This is a genomic window from Pseudomonas svalbardensis (assembly GCF_030053115.1).
Lineage (GTDB): Bacteria > Pseudomonadota > Gammaproteobacteria > Pseudomonadales > Pseudomonadaceae > Aquipseudomonas > Aquipseudomonas svalbardensis.
The window spans coordinates 1,543,548-1,562,181 of record NZ_CP125619.1 but is presented as its reverse complement, the minus strand read 5'-3'; the positions used below and the strand labels follow the sequence as shown (position 1 = coordinate 1,562,181).

The window sequence follows — 18,634 nt, the reverse complement described above, 5'->3', positions numbered from 1 at the left end:
AGTGCGAGACGTATAAAAAAATCCGATGCCAGTACAGGCATCGGATTTTAAGCTAATCAAGCAGCTGATCAATCAAAACAGCGTTGCTATAGATCAAGCTTCCATCACTCGCTCGATGCCCGACCAGATGGAACTGACCGCGCTCGTTGTGTATATAGACGCGCATTTGGCAGTCGGACAAAGGGTCGTATCCCTCTGGCAGTTTCAACTCCAGTGTGTCCATGTCGACATCGACCATGGCTTCACGCTCATGGGTCTTCTGCAGGCGTTCTTCAGCTTGCTCCAGACCCAGATGGAGGGGGCCATCGACGTAAAAATGGATTTCACCCACCGGGGTCGACTTTTGTTCTCCGTTGACTTTGCACCAGCCTTCGATCGTCAAGGCACTCATGACGAAATCTCCGTTGTGGACGGCTGGACGCTATCGCTCTTGGCCGTCATTTGTCTGACCGCTATGCATAGGCGAGGATCTTTGCGGGCGCTTTTAGCCGATCTTTGCCTTCCGTAATCAGATTTTAATTATAGCTGGCAACCGGGCCTCGCTTGCTCGACGTGTCGTTCAGGCGAGATGTGTTGCTTAATAGTTACAGTTATATATAGCGAATAGATTTCAAGCGATCAAGCTGATGATGAAGTTGGAATATCCAGGCAACAAGGCTTTTCAGGAAAAGCGTTTGTTCTGGCCATGAACTATACTTCCTGCGGACTTTGTCACGAAGATAAGTGGTATTTGTCTAGCCTGTTTTGGCGTCAGATTAGTATTGATTTGACGATGTTGTTCTGTGGCGATGCCTAGGCATACCGATGAGTAACAGGAATAGGATGAAAGCAAAATGGCAATGGCAATTATTCTTGTACTAATCGTTATTGCATCAGTGCTGTTTCATATCCTAGCGCCTTGGCATGCGACACCGGCAGCTTCCAACTGGGGGTCAATAGACACCACCCTGTTCATCACCCTGATCATCAGCGGAATATTTTTCATCGCCATCACCGTATTCATGGCGGTGGCCGTGATGCGTTATCGTCACAAGGAAGGCTCCAGGGCGCACTATCAGCCAGAAAATAAAAAACTGGAAACATGGTTGATTATCGTGACCTCGGTAGGTATTGCCGCGATGTTGGCGCCAGGCCTGGTGGTTTACAACGATTTCGTCCGGGTGCCGAAAAATGCTCATGAACTTGAAGTGGTCGCCCAGCAGTGGCAATGGGCCTTTCGTTTTCCCGGCCAGGACGGGAAGCTGGGCAAATCGGATATTAAGTTTGTTGATTCCGCCAATCTCTTCGGCCTTGACCCCAAGGATCCTGTTGGGCAAGACGATGTGCTTATAAGAAGCAATGAAGTTCACCTTCCACTCGATCAACCGGTGAAGGTCTTATTGCGTTCCAAAGATGTACTGCACAACTTCTATATACCGCAGATTCGCAGCAAGATGGACATGGTACCTGGGATGGTGTCGTATTTTTGGTTTACACCAACTGTAATCGGGAAGTATGAAGTCCTTTGTGCTGAGTATTGTGGCCTAGGTCATTACAATATGCGCGGTCATATGATCGTGGAGGACCAGGCCGCCTTCGTTCTATGGCTGAACAGCCAACCGACCTTTGCGCAGACATTAACGACAGCTGCCAAACCCAGTCAGGACAGCGTGCTTGAAAAAGGTCGCCTGTTAGTCGAAAAATACGGTTGCGGTGCCTGCCATAGCCAGGATGGCAGTGCCAGTCTCGGCCCGGGATGGAAGGGGCTGTACGGCCGCACTGAACAGCTTGCCGATGGCACCAGTGCGCTGGTCGATGAGGCTTACCTGAAAGAGTCGATTCTCGATCCGATGGCCCGACTGGTACAAGGTTATCCGCCGGTCATGGTGGCCTATACTCTCAATGACGATGAACTGGGTGCTCTCGTCGCCCTGATCAAATCACTCGGTGCCGCGCAGCAAGAACCTTCTGCCAGCGAAAAATTGCACAGAGGTGACGACTTGGCGACGCAGGGGCAGCGGCTGGCCGAGTCGCTCGGCTGTCTGGCCTGCCACAGTGTCGATGGTAGCAAGGGTATTGGCCCCAGTTGGCAGGGCCTGTATGGCAAGACCGTAACCCTTGCCGACGGTTCGACGATAAAGGCCGATGAGGGCTATATAAAGGATTCGATTCTTAATCCCGGTGCCAAAATCGTCAAAGGCTATGCAGCCGTCATGCCGGCCTTTACCCCGAGTGATCAGGAGTTGAACGCACTGATCGCTTTTATCAAATCCAAAGCGAATGCCGACGCTGATGCGAGCAAGGCGGAGCCAGGGAAGTAGCCGTAAAGCAGCCAGGAATGCACCGAAACTTCGAACAGGAGGATGACGTGATGGCCTATGCGGAGCAAGCCGAAACAGAAGCGCTACACGAACCTAAAAGCTTCCTGACCAAATATATCTGGAGTCAGGACCACAAGGTCATCGCCATTCAATATTCCTTGACGGCTATATTCGTGGGCGTTATCGCCGTGGTGTTGTCCGGCTTGATGCGCATACAGATAGGCTTCCCCGGTAGTTTGGCGTTCATGGACGCCAGTGCTTACTATCAGGCGATGACCATGCACGGCATGATCATGGTCATTTATTTGCTGACGGCCTTGTTTCTGGGGGGCTTCGGTAATTATCTGATCCCGCTGATGGTGGGCGCCCGCGACATGGTGTTCCCCTATGTCAACATGCTGAGTTACTGGTTCTACCTGCTGGCGGTAGTGGTGTTGCTCGCCAGTTTCTTTGTACCGGGCGGTCCCACCGGTGCGGGCTGGACGCTCTATCCGCCACAGTCCATTTCTCAGGGGACACCGGGGGTCGAGTGGGGCATCGTCCTGATGCTCGTCTCACTGGCGATTTTTATTGTCGCAGCCACCATGGGCGGGTTGAACTACGTGACCACGGTGTTGCAGGCGCGCACGCACGGGATGACATTGTTTCGCATGCCGCTCTCCGTATGGGGAATTTTCATGGCCTCGATCATGGCCTTGTTGGCTTTCCCGGCGTTATTTGTCAGTGCGGTCATGATGCTGTTTGACAAGCTGTTGGGCACCAGCTTCTTTATGCCGGCGATGATCTCGCTGGGGCAGCAGCTCGATCACCAGGGTGGCAGCCCGATCTTATTCCAGCACCTGTTCTGGTTCTTCGGCCACCCGGAGGTCTACATCGTTGCTCTCCCGGCGTTTGGTTTGGTCTCCGACTTGATCAGCACGCATGCGCGTAAAAATATCTTCGGCTACCGAATGATGGTGTGGGCCATTATTGCAATTGGCGTACTCAGCTTTGTGGTCTGGGCGCACCATATGTATGTCAGCGGAATGAACCCCTACTTTGGCTTTTTTTTCGCCGTCACCACCTTGATCATCGCGGTGCCGACCGCACTGAAAGTCTACAACTGGGTGCTGACCCTGTGGCGCGGCGACATTCATCTGACCGTGCCGATGCTGTTTGCCCTTGCCTTTATCGTCACTTTCCTGGTCGGCGGTCTGACCGGCTTGTTTCTGGGCAATGTGATCGTGGATATTCCACTCTCCGACACCTATTTCGTAGTTGCCCATTTTCATATGGTCATGGGGGTTGCACCGGTACTGGTGGTGTTCGGCGGCATTTATCATTGGTTCCCGAAAGTAACCGGGCGCATGTTGAACGACACCCTGGGCAAGCTGCATTTCTGGATTACCTTCCTGGGCACCTACGCCATCTTCTTCCCCATGCACTACCTGGGTTTCCAGGGCATGCCACGCCGTTACTACGCCTATGAAAACTACGCGTTCATCCCGCAGTCGGCGCAAGATTTGAATGCTTTTATTACGGTGGTCGCATTGGCCGTCGGCGTTTCCCAGCTGCTGTTCCTGTTTAACCTGGCCTGGAGTGCGTTTAAAGGCAAACCCGCAGGCAGTAATCCCTGGGGTGCGGCCAGTCTGGAATGGCAAACGCCGAACACCCCGCCGATACACGGTAACTGGGGAGCGAAGCTGCCGGTCGTGCATCGCTGGGCCTATGACTACAGTGTGCCGGGGATAGAACAGGATTTCGTTCCGCAAACAGTCTCCGCCGAGGAGCTGGAGCAGATGCGGCAACTGAGTGCCGGAACCAAGATAGCGGACGTTAAAACATGAGCAGGTTGCTATTGAGAAACGCCGACGGCGCTGACCCCGGCGGCAGCTGGAATCGCGATCCGGAGGGTATTCAGGCCGGCGAGGGTGCCGATCGAAACCAAACCGCAAGAATAGGCCTGCGCTTATTTCTGGTCGTGGTGAGTTCGTTATTCTTTCTCTTCTTGCTCGCCTTTATCGCCCGCTCACAAATGACCGACTGGCTACCCCTGACAGAGCCCTTGGCACCGTTAGCCAATCTCTGGCAGTTATGGCTGAATTCGGCTTTTCTGGTACTCAGTTGCGTCGCACTGCAGTGGTCGCGCATGGCCGCCCGACAGGCTCGACTGGGTGCAACTGTGATTGGGTTTGCATTGGGGGGCGTATTCGCCATTGCTTTTCTGGCGGGACAGATCTGGGTCTGGCAGCAGTTTGTCGCCTGGGGCTACTTTCTCGCCAGCAATCCGGCCAACAGCTTCTTCTACCTGTTGACCGGCCTGCATGCGCTCCACCTGCTGGGCGGGCTGATAGCCTGGGGCATAATCGTTGCTAAATTCCTGCATCGCGTGCCGTTGCCGCAACTCAGCGCCAGCGTAGAGCTGTGTGCCATCTATTGGCATTACTTACTGGGTCTTTGGTTCGTGCTATTCGCTTTGCTGACCAGCACGCCGCAAACCTATGAAGCGATCGCCAAATTCTGCGGCCTGAGGTGAAAAGCCATGGCATCGCACCCACTTGCCCCAGGCGAGTCCAGTTCATCCAATCCACCAGACTCACCACCATCACCGGGATGGCAGGGCATCGCCAGCGACTGGTCCTCGGATAAGGAGGCTTTCAAGCAGGTCTCTTGGGGCAAGGCGATGATGTGGATATTCCTGCTCAGCGATACTTTTATATTCACCTGTTTTTTAACCGGCTACATGTCGGTACGCATGACCATCACCACCGCTTGGCCGAACCCCAGTGAAGTGTTCGCATTGACGATCGGCGGTCAGGCGATCCCACTTATTTTGATCGCCATCATGACCTTTGTGCTGATCAGTAGCAGCGGCACCATGGCCATGGCAGTCAATTTCGCCTATCGCCGTGATCGTGCGAAAACCGCTGCCCTGATGCTGGCGACCGCTGCCTTGGGTGTGGCCTTCGTCGGCATGCAGGCATTTGAATGGAGCAAGCTCATCGCAGAAGGGGTGCGACCCTGGGGGAACCCTATGGGGGCGGCGCAGTTTGGGGCCAGCTTTTTCATGATTACCGGGTTCCACGGACTGCATGTGTCAATCGGCGTCATCTACCTCAGCATTGTGGCGATGAAAGTATTTCGGGGAGATTATGAGCGCTCCGGAAACTATCAGAACGTCGAGATAGCCGGGCTTTACTGGCACTTCGTGGATTTGGTGTGGGTGTTTATTTTTGCTTTCTTCTATTTATGGTAGAGGAGCACGGGTGATGGCACATGCTCAAGGTCAGCAACATCCAATCAGTTTGTACCTTAAAATCTGGGGGCTTTTATTCGTCCTCAGCACGTTGTCGTACCTTGTCGACTATTTTCACGTCCACGGCTACCTTCGGTGGTCCCTGATTATCACGTTCATGTTGTTGAAGGCAGGTTTAATTGTCTCCATCTTCATGCATATGGCCTGGGAACGGTTGGCCATGGTCTACGCCATACTCGTGCCACCGTTGTGTTTGCTGGTACTTGTCGGGCTGATGGCCACCGAGGCGGATTATGTTTTCCTTAGTCGGGTCATTTCCTTCGGCCAGTAAGCAGCTTCCGGATGGCCTTGAGTCTCTAGGGGCTAACCCGATATCACTCGCTTGAACTGATGCCATTTGTGCTGCCAGGCGACTGTCCAGTGGGGGGCTGCCGTTCCCGTACCGGCGATCTCCAGCATTGGATGATGTTCGATAACCCCATCCAATACCGACTCCTGATCCGGCTCGACATCTACGAAGAAAATATGTTTTCCCTCTGCTACCACCTGTTTAAAACTGCGGAAGTGAGTGTTTGGCACCTGGATACCAAAAAAACCGCCTTCCCAGATGCAGAAGCCACATACAACAATGGCAAGAAAGATAAAAGGCATCCAGCCTGCGGCAGATTCGGTCCAGCCCAGCCAATAGGCGCCGCCAAGAACCAGCGCCGCGAGTGGCACACCGATCACTGCACCAATTTCGCCAGAGTGGACAACATCCTGTTCCATTAACGAATTAACTTCGTGAAGGTGATGTTGTTCAACATCGGCAACGTGTTCGCTGAGCACATGAATTTGTTCGGGATTGATACCGCTGGCTTCCAGCTCGTTTTCAACGGCTTCAAGATCGTCGAGATTGTTGCTGATGTAATAGTGTCGATTCATGCCACACCTCCCATCTCGTGCTTGCCGTAGACCTCCTTTGTCTTGCAGCTGCCAGTCGAGATTTGCAGTCGGTAAAAGTACCCGTGGGGAACGTTGCACACTTCATGCAATCCGAAAGAAGTATAGCACCCGCTAGCACGTGGAAAAGGAAGCGTCAAGATCCAAAGGCAGCATCAAGGGGCTGGGGCGCCCCGACAAATTCTGTGTCGAAGTGCCGTCAGAAAATTCGCCCAACGAGGGCGGAAACAGGTGTCAGATACTCAATAAAATTCGGTAACAAACCTTCATCTTGCGAAAAATGTTAACCGGACTTTCAAAGCAGCCACTGCAAGCCCCTAAACCTCAGATACAAAAAAACCGGCCCTTGAGGCTAATGCCAGTCAGCAAGCGTGGCTGCACAAAGAAAGAATCAAACCAGGAATTGGGAACAACAGAGATTTCTTCCATCCATATCCGGGTCAATTTGTCCTATAAGATCGCCAGCTCGCAGCCTTCGTCAGCGCCTCCGACCTACCGAGGTACGAGCTACCGGCTTTTCATTGAACCCAGAATTTAATCAGAATTTTCATCATGCCCGTGCTGTCTGAAAATCAGGCGCATCCCTATAAGGAACACGGCTATGAAATTCGCAAAAGTCGCTCAGAAACTTGCCCTGTGGGCCGGCAGCCCCAAGACGTTCATGGGGGCGATCATTCTGATTTTTCTGTGGGGGCTGAGTGGGCCGATTTTTCACTTCAACGACACCTGGCAGCTGATCATCAATACGTCGACCACCATCATCACGTTCCTGATGGTGTTCCTGATCCAGAACACCCAGAACCGCGACACAGACATTTTGCATTTGAAGGTCGATGAGTTGCTGCGGGTGACGAAGGATGCGCAAAACGCGATGCTGGGGCTTGAGGCGCTGGACCTCAAGCAGTTGGAAGCGCTGAGAAAGCAGTATCGGCAACTTGGCGAGGGCGAAACGATTTCCCTGGACGGTACCGTCGTCCAGGAAAAAGGTAAGCAGGACTTGAATGAATGCTGATCGGGACATCGTGGGTGGCCCGAGGTCACCCGCGTACTTCGTGGGTTAGCGACTGGCTTGCAGCGCCTTGGCCATTTGCAGATGGCTCTGCAATTTGGGCAGGGTTTCTTCGGCGAAGGCTTTGATTTCAGGCACGTCGGTGGTCTGCGCTGCCTGTTGAAGCTGTTCGATGGCTTCCTGGGTGGTTTTCACCTGACTGGCCGCGTAGGCCTGGTCGAAGCTCGCGCCGTCCTTCACTTCCGGCATCAAGGCTTTGGCTTTATCGACGACCTCTTCGCGCGGGGCCACCGGTAAATCGAGCTGCTTGGCGATTTTCGCCAGGTGCTGGTTGGCGGTGGTGCGGTCGTTGATGACGACGATGGTGTAGTCCTTGACCTCTTTGGATTCGGTTTTCTGGTGCGCCAGGCGGCTGGCTTCGATATCGGCCATGCCTTTGGCCGACGCATCGTTAATGAATTCGGCGGGGGACTGGGCAAAGGCACTGCTGGCGCACAGGCCCAGCAACGTGGCAAAACTGGCATTGCGTAATCGGGTGGCCATCCGGCTCATGGTCGCGCCCTCCTCGTAAAAAATTCAAACGGGAGCTTACGCTCCCGCCTCTCAATCAAAACTACCTCAACCACTACTTCGACTTCTGACCACCTTTGCGGCCCATATCGGGCTTCGCAGGCTCTTTATCGACAGTCGTGGTGGTAGTTTTCCCACCTTTGCGACCGGCTTCAGACGCCTTCGTTCGATCGTTGGCGGAGTTTCCCGAGTTCGAGTTTCTTGAGTTAGGCATGATTCTCTACCTCTTGGTGATGATCGCGGCGAGCAGGAGCCCGCATAGAATCAGAATTTCGATCACCGCAAAGGTTTAGAAAAGTTGAAATCGCCGCGACGAACGGTGACGACACTCAGACCCCTGTGCGCAGGTGATGCTGGCGTTTGGCGGTGTACATCGCCTCGTCGGCGTGGCGGAACAACTGCTTTTCTTCGGTGCCGTGGTCGGGGTATCGCGCAACGCCGATGCTCGTCTGGATGATGAGGCTGTGGCCATCCAGGCGAAGGGGTTGAGCCAGGACCTGGCGGATTTTTCCCGCCACGCTGTCGGCGTCTTCCGAGGCATGGATGCTGTGCAACAACACTACAAACTCATCACCGCCGATGCGCGCCACGGTGTCGGTTTCGCGCACGCAGCCTTTGAGCCGATTGGCGACCGCTTGCAGCAGCATGTCGCCGACCGCATGGCCGTGGGTGTCGTTGACTTGCTTGAAGCGGTCGAGGTCGACGTACAGCAGTGCCATTCGGCCGGAGTCCGCCCGGGCCAGCGTCAACGAGGCTTTGAGCCGATCACGGAGTAACTCGCGGTTGGCCAGTTGAGTCAGTGGATCGTACTGGGCCATGCGCTGCAGTCGGGCATGCAATTGCTTGCGCTCGATCGCTGTTGCGATCTGGGCGCAAACGTACTGCAGCAGTTCCTTGTCCTGCTCTGTATAGCGTTCGCCACCCGGCACGCTTTTGACGATCAGCGCGCCGATGGTGCCGTTTTGCGAGTTCAACGGCACACCCAGCCAGCAAGGTGAATGCTGGCCCGCGACCAGCGCCTCAAACCCCGCCGGTGGATTGTCCTGATCCGGGGTCAGCAGAATCGGCTGGCCTTTGCGAATCACCTCGGCGCAGAGGCGCCCGGTGATCGCTCCGGGCTGCTCGGGTTGCAGCTCCAGGTCGCCCACGTGATAAGGGAAATTCAGCTGTGCGCAGTGTTCGTCATACAGCGCCACGGAAAAATTCAGCGCCGGCAGCCATTCACCGATGATCAAATGGATGCGCTTGAACAGCGCCAGTAAATCTTCCGCCGCGTGGGCCGCTTCGGAGATCGCATACAACGCCGCTTGCCGGGATTCGGCCTGCTTGCGCTCAGTGATGTCGCGTGCCACGGCGATGCGCAATTGGTCGACCTCCGACCAGCGTGCCGACCAGAGGATGTGCGCCACTCGGCCATCTTTGCGCAGGTAGCGGTTTTCAAAATTGAGCTTGGGCTCGCCGCCCATGATCTCCCGCGCGGCATCGAGGGTGCGCTGACGATCGGCGGGGTGCACCAGGTCGATCATCGGCTGGCCGATCAGCTCTTCGGGGGTATAACCGAAGATACGCTCGCAGGCCGCGCTGACAAAAACGAAGCGACCTTGTTTGTCGACCGCACAGACGGCGTCCAGCAAGAGATCGATGAAACTCGCCAACGGCGCGGAATTTCTGGTTGCCATAGTGCGGTGAGCGTGTCCGGACAATGCAGCAATAAAGAACCCTCCCTGCCCCATCAATGCAACTGACGCCTCCCTGCGATCAGCCTCACGCCTTGTTCGTCACCAGCCCCGGCAATGCATGCGCCAGGGCATTGATGGCGAATCCGATAAACATCACCCCACACAACCGGGTGATCAACAGCTCATGGCGCTGGTACAACCTGCGCACCTGCCGCGCACCGACAATGCCAATGAGGATAGCGTAGGCCATGAGGCCACCGACGAAGCTCAGGACAATCAGCCACGGCAGCATCGACCAGTGCAGCAATTCGGCACGGCTGGACAGCAGCGCCGTAAAAGTCGCTACCGCCACCGGGTAAGCCTTCGGATTGGTCAAGCCAAACAGAATACCGTGCCAGAACGGCTGCCGCGCCGGGCCCTGTGGTGCTTCGACACTGGTGCGACGGGCACGAACCGCGCGCAGACCGAGCCAAAACAAGTACAGCCCGCTGAGCACGCCCAGCACATCGAACGCAGTACTGCCGATTTCCCGCGCACCGACAATCGCGATCAGCGCGGTGCTGCACCAAACCACATCCCCCAGCAAATGCCCGCAGAGAAACCCCGCCCCTGCCCTCCGACCACGCGCCGCACCGATGCCGAACACCGCCAACACACCCGGCCCCGGCGTGATGCCGTAGATAAAGCCCGAGGCGAGAACAGCCATTAGCAGCGATGGGGTCATTGGAGGTCCTGTTAGCCTTGGTGAATGCACGCAAGTCTATCTCAGGTTCCCGGAACCCGACTTACGGATCGTCGAAGAACTTCATCCCGGCATAAGGCCGCTGCCGACAGGCTGCCAGCCGTGACGTCAGGTCACCGACATGGGCTTCAAGTTTGTGGCAGTTCGGGTCGAGGAAATAGAAGGACGCGCCTTCACTGCGGTTGTCGCGCCATTCCTGTACATGGGCGGCACGCAGACGCTCAACGAGCAGAGGGAAATCCGCTGCGTCGAGGCTGAAGGCATAGTGGGTGTAGTCAGCGGCGGGTTCAGGCTTGCGCAATGGATCGAGGGAAAGGCACAGCCATAGTCCCGGCAGAGAAAGGTAGGCGCCCGTGTCCCAGGTGGCTTCGACGCGAAGTTGCAGCAGATCTTGATAGAACGCCACGCTGCGGTTCAGGTCGGTGACGGCGAGGGTCAGGTGGTTGAGGCCGGTGAGCATTTTTTCAGTAACCTTTGAGTTCTTCAGGCACGACGTAGTGTTTGCCATCGTAGCTCAGCGTGATCTGTGTTTTTTTCAGATCGCTGGTTTTAGAAAGGCACTCCTCGCCTGATTTGAAGTTTTTCAGCACGGTGATGCTTGAAGTGACGATCAAGTCTACAAATCCGTTGTGAGTCGATTTGCCGATTTCGACGGTTCTGCGTATGTCCTGCCCCTGACCTGTGCAGTCGCCCATCCACTCACCCGTGTTCTTGGCAACCACCAGCCCCTCCAGCACTGGACGCAGGGTATTACCCTCCCTGAGGTACAACGCAAGATCGGTTTTGGAGTAGGGCATAGCACTCGATCGGTGACCAAAGTCCGAACGCAGACCAAAGGCCCGGACATCCGACGCCAGCTTGTAGCGCGCCGTATCAATGACAAGACCTTCAAAACCGACTGCGTCGGAATTGTAAGCTTCGTTCTTGCGGTAAGTGGCCAGCGTCTGGTCGTTGGTGGAATTGACGATCGACAGTTCCAGATCGAACATCCCGCCATCGTTTACGTCTTCGGAGACCGGCGTAAATGTCGATTTCGTCGCAATGGCTTGGTCTTTAAAAGCCGGCCATACCTTGCAGCGAGCCAGCGAATGCCCATCGAAGGGCAGTTCTTCGCAGGCCGCTTGAGCGTAGCCAGTCATGGTTAAAACGCTGAAGGCGAGGATTGGGCCGAGCAGTCTGGTGTTGCTAGTCATCACCAAACCACGCAGCGCCGAACATCCCATCAACCCGGACTTCAATGTCATTCCCCTGCTCCTTGTGTGCTTCAAAACCAGACAATTTCAGCAGCGCACTATCCCCGGCTCGGAGTGACCGTTCAACCAATTGTTACGACAGACGAATGGGGGTAGCGTCCTCCCCTGCACGACGCGGTAGTATGTTGTATTACAAACCACTACATCGAGACCGTCATGTCCGTCATGTCTTTACGCTTGCCAGACGAACTGGCCGATACGCTCGCCAACCTTGCCAAGGCCACCGGTCGCAGCAAGTCATTTCTCGCGGTGGATGCTCTGCGTGAGTATCTCGCGCGAGAAGCCTGGCAAATCGAGGAAATTCAGAAAGCGCTGAAAGAAGCCGATGCCGGTGACTTCGCAACGCCGGAAGAAGTGAATGCAATCGCCGACAAGTGGACAGCCAATGCGGGTTGAGTGGCTGCGTACTGCATTAAAGAATCTCGATGACGAAGCCGCGTACATCGCGATGGAAAACCCAAAGGCGGCGGCAGATTTCGTTCAAGCCATTCTCGCCAACGTTGATCACCTTGCTCGATTTCCCGCGACAGGCCGAGAAGGTCGCTTGCCCGGGACTCGTGAATGGGTTTTGCCCGACCGGCCGTATCTGATTCCCTATCGAGTTCGCCAAGGTCGCTTGCAAGCGCTTAGGGTCTTCCATACTCGGCGACTTCCCCCCACCAATTGGTAGATATCAGCGTGCGCCACCCTGAAGATCAATCCTGCCTGATCCCCTCCTCGATCCGCCCATTCAACCAATTCAAAGCCTGATCCCCGCCCCGCCGCTTGTGCCAAACCAACACAAACGTAAACGACGGAATGTGAAACGGCGGCGGGACCACGATCAACGACTGTTCATCGATGTTGAGCAACCCTCGGGAAGCGACGGTGAGGATCAGGTCTGTGCCGCTGATGAGTTCCGGAGCGACGCTCCAGTGCGGCAGGCTGATCGCCACGCGACGGCGTTCACGCAGGGCTGTCAGGGCCCGTTCGATTTCCGGGGTGCCGCTGCCACGCATTTCCAGCAGGACATGGGGGCGGGCGAGGTAGGTCGGCAGGTCGAGCACGCCATCGGCGGGCAGGCTGTTGCGGTCTGCCAGACAGGCGTAGTGCTCTTCGAACAGCGGGGTGCTGCGCAACTCGTTCGGCAACTCTGGAAAGACACCTGCCGCCACGTCGATGTCGCCGTTGAGCACCCCCTCGAGCATGCCTTCGCGGCTGGCATGGCTGATTTGCAGATCGATGCCCGGCGCTTCCCGGCGCAAGGTCCGTATCAACCCCGGCAGGACGATTGCAGCGCCATAGTCGGACATCGCCAGTCGAAACGTGCGCTTGGCGGTGGCCGGATCGAAGGTATTCGGTGCCAGCAGCGATTGCACTTGAGCAAGGGCTTCGGCCAACGGAGCCATCAACTCCAGGGCTCGCGAGGTTGGCACGAGGCTGGCGCCCGCCCGCACCAGCAAAGGATCGCCGAGCAGATCACGCAACCGCGCCAAGGCATGACTGACGGCCGGCTGACTCAGGTGCAGGCGCTCGGCGGCACGGGTCACGTGTTGCTCGCTGAGCAAGGCGTCGAGGATCACCAGTAAATTGAGGTCGACGCGCCGAAGATTATTCATCTGATGCATGTTCTGGATAGCTATTTGGAATTTAAATCTGCGCGACGAATACTCTAGAGTCCAGCAAAACCTGTTGGAGAATCTTCATGAGTACGTTGCATTGGGCCGGGCTGTTGCTACTGGCCGTGATAGCCGGGGCGGTGGTGCCTTTTCAAAGCGCAATCAACGCCAACCTCGGGCGCGGTTTGGGCCATCCGTTGTGGGCGACCCTCGCGTCGTTGTTGGTGAGTATTGTGGTGTTGTTGCCGGTTATGTTGGCGCTGCGTTTGCCGTTGCCGTCGCTGGCGTTCATCAGCAAGGCGCCGCTGTGGATGTGGACCGGTGGCGCGTTTGGGGTGTGCTTTATTTCGTTGGCGCTGATGTTGCTGCCCAAACTCGGGGCATCGGGGTTTATTGCTTTGGCGCTGGCGGGACAGGTGGTTGCCTCGCTGGTGCTGGATCACTTCGGATGGTTTGGGTTGGTGGAGCGGGAGATGAAGTTGCCGCGAATGGTTGGTGCGATTTTGTTGGTGGCTGGAGTGGTGTTGATTCAGTTCGGTACTTCGCCGGCAAAGGCGATCATTGCGACGTCTTGAAGATCAAAAGATCGCAGGCTGCGCCAGCGCCTACAGGGATGCGTGGTCCCTGCACGAACTGGGATAGCCGGCGATCTTTTAAAACTTGTCGAGCGTGCGCAGCTTCTACGGCAACCCCCACAGCAGCAGCGCGACGGCGATCAGTGCCGCGACGCCGATGACATACAGTGCCGGCGTGGTGCTGCCCGTCAGGTCTTTGATCCGCCCCACCATCACCGGGCTGATGATGCCGCCGAACTGGCCAAGGGTGTTGATCACTGCGATCCCGCCCGCAGCCCCTGCGCCGGCACCGGCCAGCAGTTTTGGCGGCAGGGTCCAGAAGCTCGGGATAGACGCGATGATCCCGGCACCAAGCAAGCCCAGCGCGACAATCAGGAAGGTCGTGTGGTTAGCGAAGATCCCCGCACAGAAGAACCCCACCGCGCCCCAAGGTCGACCACGCCATCCAGCACACCCTGAATCACCCCGCTGCTGGGGCGCTCTTCGAGGTCGGTCTTGACCTGAGGATGACGCTCGGAAAAGTCCCGCAGGTCTTCGGGCAGAAACTGAATGATCGCCGACAGGTTGGCGAGCATCCGCACATAACCGCGGATACCGTGGCTGTGTTCGCCCAGTTCGAGCCCCATTTTCTCGACGTTGAACAGCATCTGCCGAGCATGGTGCAACAAGGTTTCACCGGCCGGCGTCAGGGTCATGCCCTTGGCCTGGCGCACGAACAGACTGATGCCCAACGCTTCTTCCAACTCCATCAGCCGCTTGCTGGCCGCCGACACGGCGATGGCTTCACGCGCTGCGGCACGGGTCAGCGTGCCCTCCTCATGAACGGCGACAAACAGCTGGAGAGTGATCAGGTCGAGGCGGCGGATCAGGCTTTTTTGCAGCATTGAGGGGTCGATGACTTCTGTTCGACTGAGTCGGCAGGATAGCCCGGTTTCTACGCGACTCGGCAAAGCAAATTGCCCACAACATCAGGAGGCATCGCCCTACACATAAATCTCTTGTAACACTCAGCCGTACCGGAAACAGCCGATTCAAAGCCTCCGCCGCGCTCTGTAAAGTCTGGAAACACACACGAACTGCAACACACCCATGGATCGTTTCACTCAAGGAAAGTCATTTTCATATGGACCAGACAGCACAGGCGGCAAACCTCTACACCAACTACCGCAAAGTCATCGCGTTGGCCGATCACGATTGGGAGAGCGCTGAAGCCGGGAAAATTTCGGGGCTTAACGTCGAAATCAAAAGTGCCAACCGGATGCTCGATCAGCACGGGCGCGCGTTTCATCATTTCTGCACGACGTCGTACCTGGGCCTGGATCACCATCCCGACATTCTCGACGGCGCCATGAATACCCTGTGGGAAACCGGCACCCTTCGCGTCGCCAACTCAAAGAACCGCTGCAAGCTGGCAATTTTGGAACAGTACGAAACCGAACTGTCCGAGTTGTTCGGCGCCAGTTGCCTGAGCACCTTGTCGTGCAGTGCAGCGAGTGCCGGAATCCTGCCATTGCTGGCCAGCGGCGTGTTCACGGAAAACCGACCTCCCGTGATGGTCTTCGACCGGTTGGCGCATTACTCGATGAATCACCTCAAAGCCGCCTGCGCCGATGAAACCACGGTCGTGACCTGCCCTCATAACGACATGGATTTTCTCGAGAAGCAGTGCCAGCAACACCGCACCATCGCGTATGTCGCCGACGGCGCCTACAGCATGGGCGGGGTCGCGGACATGGACAGTCTTTTGTATCTGAAGGACCGCTACGGGTTGTTTCTCTATCTGGATGATTCCCACGCTCTGTCCGCTGTCGGAACATTCGGCGCAGGCCTCGTGCGCCCCAGGTTGCATGCCCTGGAGGATGACTGCCTGATCGTCGCCTCGCTGGCCAAGTCGTTTGGGGCCAGCGGTGGTCTGGTGATGCTGGGCAATGAACGGCAGAAGAGGCTCATTGCACGTTACGGCGGCCCCAGCAATTGGTCGCAAAGCCTGAACAGTGCAGCCATTGGCGCGGGCAGAGCATCCATCCAGCTTCATCGCACGCCTGAATTTGCCGCGTTACAGGAAAAACTTCAGGTTAATATCCGGCTGTTCGACAGCCTCATCCGAACCGATCAACACAACAGCAACATGGCGATTCGATTGGTCAACTGCGGCGAAGCAGCGCTGGCCAACAGCATTGCCATGGAACTGGCCAATCACGGTTTCTTCACCTCGGCCGTCTTTTTTCCGGTGGTCGCACAAGGCAAGGCAGCCATCAGAATCACCCTGCGCGCCGACATGGAGCCGACGCTGATCCGACACTTTTGTGAACTCATCACCGAGCTTTTACGCACTCGAGGCCGGGACATCGGCTGTTGAACTGAAACCAGGGAAGATTCAATGAAGAGCAGCACCACCCTCCTCGTCACCTGCTGCACGGTTTTCCTCGCGCAATTGGGCATGAGCATTTACCTGCCGGCGCTGCCGGACATGGCCCGGGATTTGTCCGCCGACGCCTCGCAGGTTTCCTGGGGGCTGGCGGTGTATCTGATCGGCATGGCGTTGCCGATGTTGTTTTGGGGCAGCCTTGGCCAGCGCATCGGCCGCAAACCGGTGCTGCTCGCCGCACTCGGCATCTACGGGTTGGGCAATCTGGCGTTGCCCCTGAGCCAGACGCTTGAATCGTTCCTGGCGTTTCGACTGGTTCAGGGCATTGGCGCCAGCGGCATTTCGGTCATGGCCCGGGTGCTGATCCGCGACAGTTTCCGCGGCGACCTGCTGGCCAAGGCGTTGTCCTGGATTTCGATTTCCTTTGTGGTGGCGCTGGGGATCGGCCAATACCTGGGGTCGATCATCCAGGTGGCGCTGGGCTGGCCAGCGATTTTCTACCTGTTGGGTGCTGTGAGTCTGATGATGGGGCTGGTCGTGGCCCGGGTTAGGTTCCCAATGCTGGCCGAGGAGAATGCCCCGTCATCCGCCTGGCCGAGCTATTGGCGCATTTTGCGTCATCGAGCCTTTCTGTTGCCGGCCCTCACCGGCGGCCTTGGGTACGGGGTGATTGTCGCGTTCAACACCGCAGCGCCGCTAATTCTGCAAGGGCCGTTCAACTGGTCGGCCGTGGAATACGGGTTGTTGGGCTGGCCGATCAGCGCGGCCTATTTTCTGGGGGCTTTGGGGGTCAATGGCTTTGTACTTCGCACCGGTCAACGCGGGTTGATAACGGCGGGTGTGGGGCTGGTGCTGGCTGGGAGCGCGGTGATGTTGCTGGGGAGTCTGGCGGGCACTTCAGTGGCGCTGCTGTTCTGGTTGCCCTATTGCGTTGCGGTGTTCGGCCAGTCTTTGACCTATCCGATCAGCCTGTCCCTGGCCAATGACGGTTCGCCGGTCGGCGGTGCGTATGCGATGGCGTTGAGTGGTTTCATTCATCAACTGATGGCTGCCGTTATCGGCGGGATCGCCAGTTTGATCGCGAGCCCGCAAGCATGGCCGTTGTCACTGTTGTGTACCTTGCTGGCGTTGGGCGCGATGCTCTGCGTAATGCTCGCGCCCGGCCGCAAAACTTCCTAAAAGGCGCTGCGGAAAATTTCCTCGATCTGGCGCTGATCCGCCACGCGAGGATTGGTCAGGCCACACGCGTCTTTCAAGGCATTGGTGGCGAGGATCGGGATGTCGTTGAGCTTGGCGCCGAGCTCACGCAAACCGGCGGGAATTTCCACGTCTTTGGACAGGCTGCGGATCGCCACGATGGCCGCCTGGGCGCCCGCTTCCGGGGTGAAACCGTGAACATCGGCGCCCATCGCAAGGGCGACATCGGTGAGGCGATCGGCGCAAACCAGCGCGTTAAAGCTTTGTACGTGAGGCAGCAGGACCGCGTTGCACACACCATGCGGCAAGTCGTAAAACCCGCCCAACTGGTGAGCCATGGCGTGGACATAACCCAGGGAGGCGTTATTGAACGCCATGCCGGCGAGGAACTGCGCGTAGGCCATGTTTTCCCGCGCGGCCATGTCACTGCCGTCGCGGACGGCCAGGCGCAGGTTGTTGCTGATCAACGTAATCGCATTCAGTGCGCAGGCATCGGTAATCGGATTGGCGGCAGTGGAAACGTAGGCTTCGATAGCGTGAGTCAACGCGTCCATGCCGGTGGCAGCCGTCAGGCCCTTGGGCATGGCGACCATCAGCGCCGGGTCGTTGACCGACAGCAGCGGCGTGACGTTGCGATCGACAATGGCCATTTTCACGTGACGGGATTCGTCGGTGATGATGCAGAAACGGGTCATCTCGCTGGCCGTACCGGCCGTGGTGTTGATGGCGATCAGCGGCAGTTGCGGTTGGGTGGATTGATCGACGCCTTCGTAATCGCGAATCTGCCCGCCGTTGGTCGCGCATAACGCGATGCCTTTGGCGCAGTCATGGGGCGAACCGCCGCCCAGGGACACCACGAAGTCACAGCGGGTTTCTTTCAGCAGACCCAGACCGCTCTCGACGTTGGCGATGCTCGGGTTGGGCTTGGCACCGTCGAAAATCACCGAATCGATGTCCTGCATCGCCAGCTTCTCGGCAATCATCTTCGCTACGCCCGCCTTGGCCAGCCCGGCGTCGGTGACGATCAGCGCCTTGCGAAAACCGTACTTGCGAATGGCGTCCATGGCTTCGTCGAGGCAACCGATGCCCATGATGTTCACGGCGGGGATGAAAAACGTGCTGGTCATGAGCGAGTCTCCTGGCTGAGGCCGAATCGGCAGCGCCGA

The 18,634-nt window shown here is 57.0% G+C and carries 21 protein-coding genes and 2 pseudogenes; 11 read left to right on the top strand and 12 right to left on the bottom strand.

Annotation, left to right across the window (positions count from 1 at the left end; translation table 11 throughout):
• Positions 1–52 precede the first annotated feature (52 nt).
• Positions 53–391, bottom strand: a complete 339-nt coding sequence (locus tag QFX16_RS07015) for a hypothetical protein (protein WP_283183351.1) — start codon at positions 389–391, stop codon at positions 53–55.
• A 442-nt stretch (positions 392–833) separates the two neighbouring features.
• On the opposite strand from QFX16_RS07015, the gene QFX16_RS07010 reads away from it, so the two are divergent.
• The 5 genes from QFX16_RS07010 to QFX16_RS06990 are packed head-to-tail and all read left to right on the top strand — an operon-like array spanning position 834 to position 5,866.
• Positions 834–2,300 (top strand): cytochrome c oxidase subunit II, encoded by a 1,467-nt coding sequence (locus tag QFX16_RS07010; protein WP_283183350.1) that lies wholly within the window; start codon positions 834–836, stop codon positions 2,298–2,300.
• Between the two features lie 50 nt (positions 2,301–2,350).
• The gene (gene ctaD, locus QFX16_RS07005) at positions 2,351–4,126 is read left to right on the top strand and encodes a cytochrome c oxidase subunit I (RefSeq protein ID WP_283184529.1); all 1,776 of its coding nucleotides are present in this window, start codon (positions 2,351–2,353) and stop codon (positions 4,124–4,126) included.
• Positions 4,123–4,815 carry a cytochrome c oxidase subunit 3 gene (locus QFX16_RS07000; RefSeq protein ID WP_283183349.1) on the top strand — a complete coding sequence of 231 codons (693 nt, stop codon included), beginning with the start codon at positions 4,123–4,125 and terminating at the stop codon, positions 4,813–4,815. Before ctaD ends, QFX16_RS07000 begins: the two co-directional genes overlap by 4 nt.
• Before the next feature lie 6 nt (positions 4,816–4,821).
• Complete coding sequence (locus tag QFX16_RS06995) at positions 4,822–5,535, top strand: heme-copper oxidase subunit III family protein (protein WP_283183348.1); 714 nt, start codon at positions 4,822–4,824, stop codon at positions 5,533–5,535.
• Between the two features lie 13 nt (positions 5,536–5,548).
• A complete protein-coding gene (locus QFX16_RS06990; RefSeq protein WP_283183347.1) occupies positions 5,549–5,866 on the top strand; it encodes a cytochrome C oxidase subunit IV family protein in 318 nt (105 codons plus the stop codon).
• 32 nt (positions 5,867–5,898) lie between these two features.
• Here QFX16_RS06990 and QFX16_RS06985 read toward each other — a convergent pair whose 3' ends face one another.
• Positions 5,899–6,459, bottom strand: coding sequence for a magnesium transporter (locus QFX16_RS06985; protein ID WP_283183346.1), 561 nt, complete (start codon positions 6,457–6,459; stop codon positions 5,899–5,901).
• 619 nt (positions 6,460–7,078) lie between these two features.
• Between QFX16_RS06985 and QFX16_RS06980 the strand changes: the two genes are divergently transcribed.
• Positions 7,079–7,489, top strand: a complete 411-nt coding sequence (locus QFX16_RS06980) for a low affinity iron permease family protein (RefSeq protein ID WP_283183345.1) — start codon at positions 7,079–7,081, stop codon at positions 7,487–7,489.
• 45 nt (positions 7,490–7,534) lie between these two features.
• On the opposite strand, the gene QFX16_RS06975 is transcribed toward QFX16_RS06980, so the two are convergent.
• The 6 genes from QFX16_RS06975 to QFX16_RS06950 all read right to left on the bottom strand — a co-directional run bounded on the left by QFX16_RS06975 (position 7,535) and on the right by QFX16_RS06950 (position 11,721).
• Positions 7,535–8,038 (bottom strand): DUF4142 domain-containing protein, encoded by a 504-nt coding sequence (locus QFX16_RS06975; RefSeq protein WP_283183344.1) that lies wholly within the window; start codon positions 8,036–8,038, stop codon positions 7,535–7,537.
• 73 nt (positions 8,039–8,111) lie between these two features.
• A complete protein-coding gene (locus QFX16_RS06970) occupies positions 8,112–8,270 on the bottom strand; it encodes a KGG domain-containing protein (RefSeq protein WP_283183343.1) in 159 nt (52 codons plus the stop codon).
• 115 nt (positions 8,271–8,385) lie between these two features.
• Positions 8,386–9,735 carry a sensor domain-containing protein gene (locus QFX16_RS06965; protein WP_283183342.1) on the bottom strand — a complete coding sequence of 450 codons (1,350 nt, stop codon included), beginning with the start codon at positions 9,733–9,735 and terminating at the stop codon, positions 8,386–8,388.
• Between the two features lie 85 nt (positions 9,736–9,820).
• Positions 9,821–10,459 (bottom strand): LysE family translocator, encoded by a 639-nt coding sequence (locus QFX16_RS06960; protein WP_283183341.1) that lies wholly within the window; start codon positions 10,457–10,459, stop codon positions 9,821–9,823.
• A gap of 61 nt (positions 10,460–10,520) precedes the next feature.
• Positions 10,521–10,937, bottom strand: coding sequence for a fosfomycin resistance glutathione transferase (gene fos / locus QFX16_RS06955; RefSeq protein WP_283183340.1), 417 nt, complete (start codon positions 10,935–10,937; stop codon positions 10,521–10,523).
• A gap of 4 nt (positions 10,938–10,941) precedes the next feature.
• Positions 10,942–11,721 (bottom strand): PA3715 family protein, encoded by a 780-nt coding sequence (locus tag QFX16_RS06950; protein WP_349294209.1) that lies wholly within the window; start codon positions 11,719–11,721, stop codon positions 10,942–10,944.
• 165 nt (positions 11,722–11,886) lie between these two features.
• On the opposite strand from QFX16_RS06950, the gene relB reads away from it, so the two are divergent.
• Positions 11,887–12,126 carry a type II toxin-antitoxin system RelB family antitoxin gene (relB, locus tag QFX16_RS06945; protein ID WP_283183339.1) on the top strand — a complete coding sequence of 80 codons (240 nt, stop codon included), beginning with the start codon at positions 11,887–11,889 and terminating at the stop codon, positions 12,124–12,126.
• A complete protein-coding gene (locus tag QFX16_RS06940; protein WP_283183338.1) occupies positions 12,116–12,400 on the top strand; it encodes a type II toxin-antitoxin system RelE/ParE family toxin in 285 nt (94 codons plus the stop codon). Before relB ends, QFX16_RS06940 begins: the two co-directional genes overlap by 11 nt.
• A gap of 25 nt (positions 12,401–12,425) precedes the next feature.
• Here the strand turns inward: QFX16_RS06940 and QFX16_RS06935 are convergent, their stop codons facing one another.
• Positions 12,426–13,337, bottom strand: a complete 912-nt coding sequence (locus QFX16_RS06935; protein WP_283183337.1) for a LysR family transcriptional regulator — start codon at positions 13,335–13,337, stop codon at positions 12,426–12,428.
• Between the two features lie 77 nt (positions 13,338–13,414).
• Between QFX16_RS06935 and QFX16_RS06930 the strand changes: the two genes are divergently transcribed.
• Positions 13,415–13,903 (top strand): DMT family transporter, encoded by a 489-nt coding sequence (locus tag QFX16_RS06930; protein ID WP_283183336.1) that lies wholly within the window; start codon positions 13,415–13,417, stop codon positions 13,901–13,903.
• 105 nt (positions 13,904–14,008) lie between these two features.
• On the opposite strand, the pseudogene QFX16_RS06925 reads toward QFX16_RS06930, so the two are convergent.
• Positions 14,009–14,329 (bottom strand): annotated as a pseudogene (locus tag QFX16_RS06925) (MFS transporter); the annotation flags it as partial.
• Positions 14,329–14,787: pseudogene (locus tag QFX16_RS06920) on the bottom strand (LysR family transcriptional regulator); the annotation flags it as partial. The pseudogenes QFX16_RS06925 and QFX16_RS06920, both read right to left, overlap by 1 nt.
• A 239-nt stretch (positions 14,788–15,026) precedes the next feature.
• Between QFX16_RS06920 and QFX16_RS06915 the strand changes: the two are divergent.
• A complete protein-coding gene (locus QFX16_RS06915) occupies positions 15,027–16,262 on the top strand; it encodes an aminotransferase class I/II-fold pyridoxal phosphate-dependent enzyme (protein WP_283183335.1) in 1,236 nt (411 codons plus the stop codon).
• Positions 16,263–16,283: 21 nt separating this feature from the next.
• On the top strand, positions 16,284–17,450 hold the full coding sequence (locus tag QFX16_RS06910) for an MFS transporter (RefSeq protein ID WP_283183334.1): 1,167 nt from the start codon (positions 16,284–16,286) through the stop codon (positions 17,448–17,450).
• Here the strand turns inward: QFX16_RS06910 and yiaY are convergent.
• The gene (gene yiaY / locus QFX16_RS06905; RefSeq protein ID WP_283183333.1) at positions 17,447–18,595 is read right to left on the bottom strand and encodes an L-threonine dehydrogenase; all 1,149 of its coding nucleotides are present in this window, start codon (positions 18,593–18,595) and stop codon (positions 17,447–17,449) included. The two genes, QFX16_RS06910 and yiaY, sit on opposite strands and share 4 nt — an antisense overlap.
• Between the last annotated feature and the right edge of the window lie 39 nt (positions 18,596–18,634).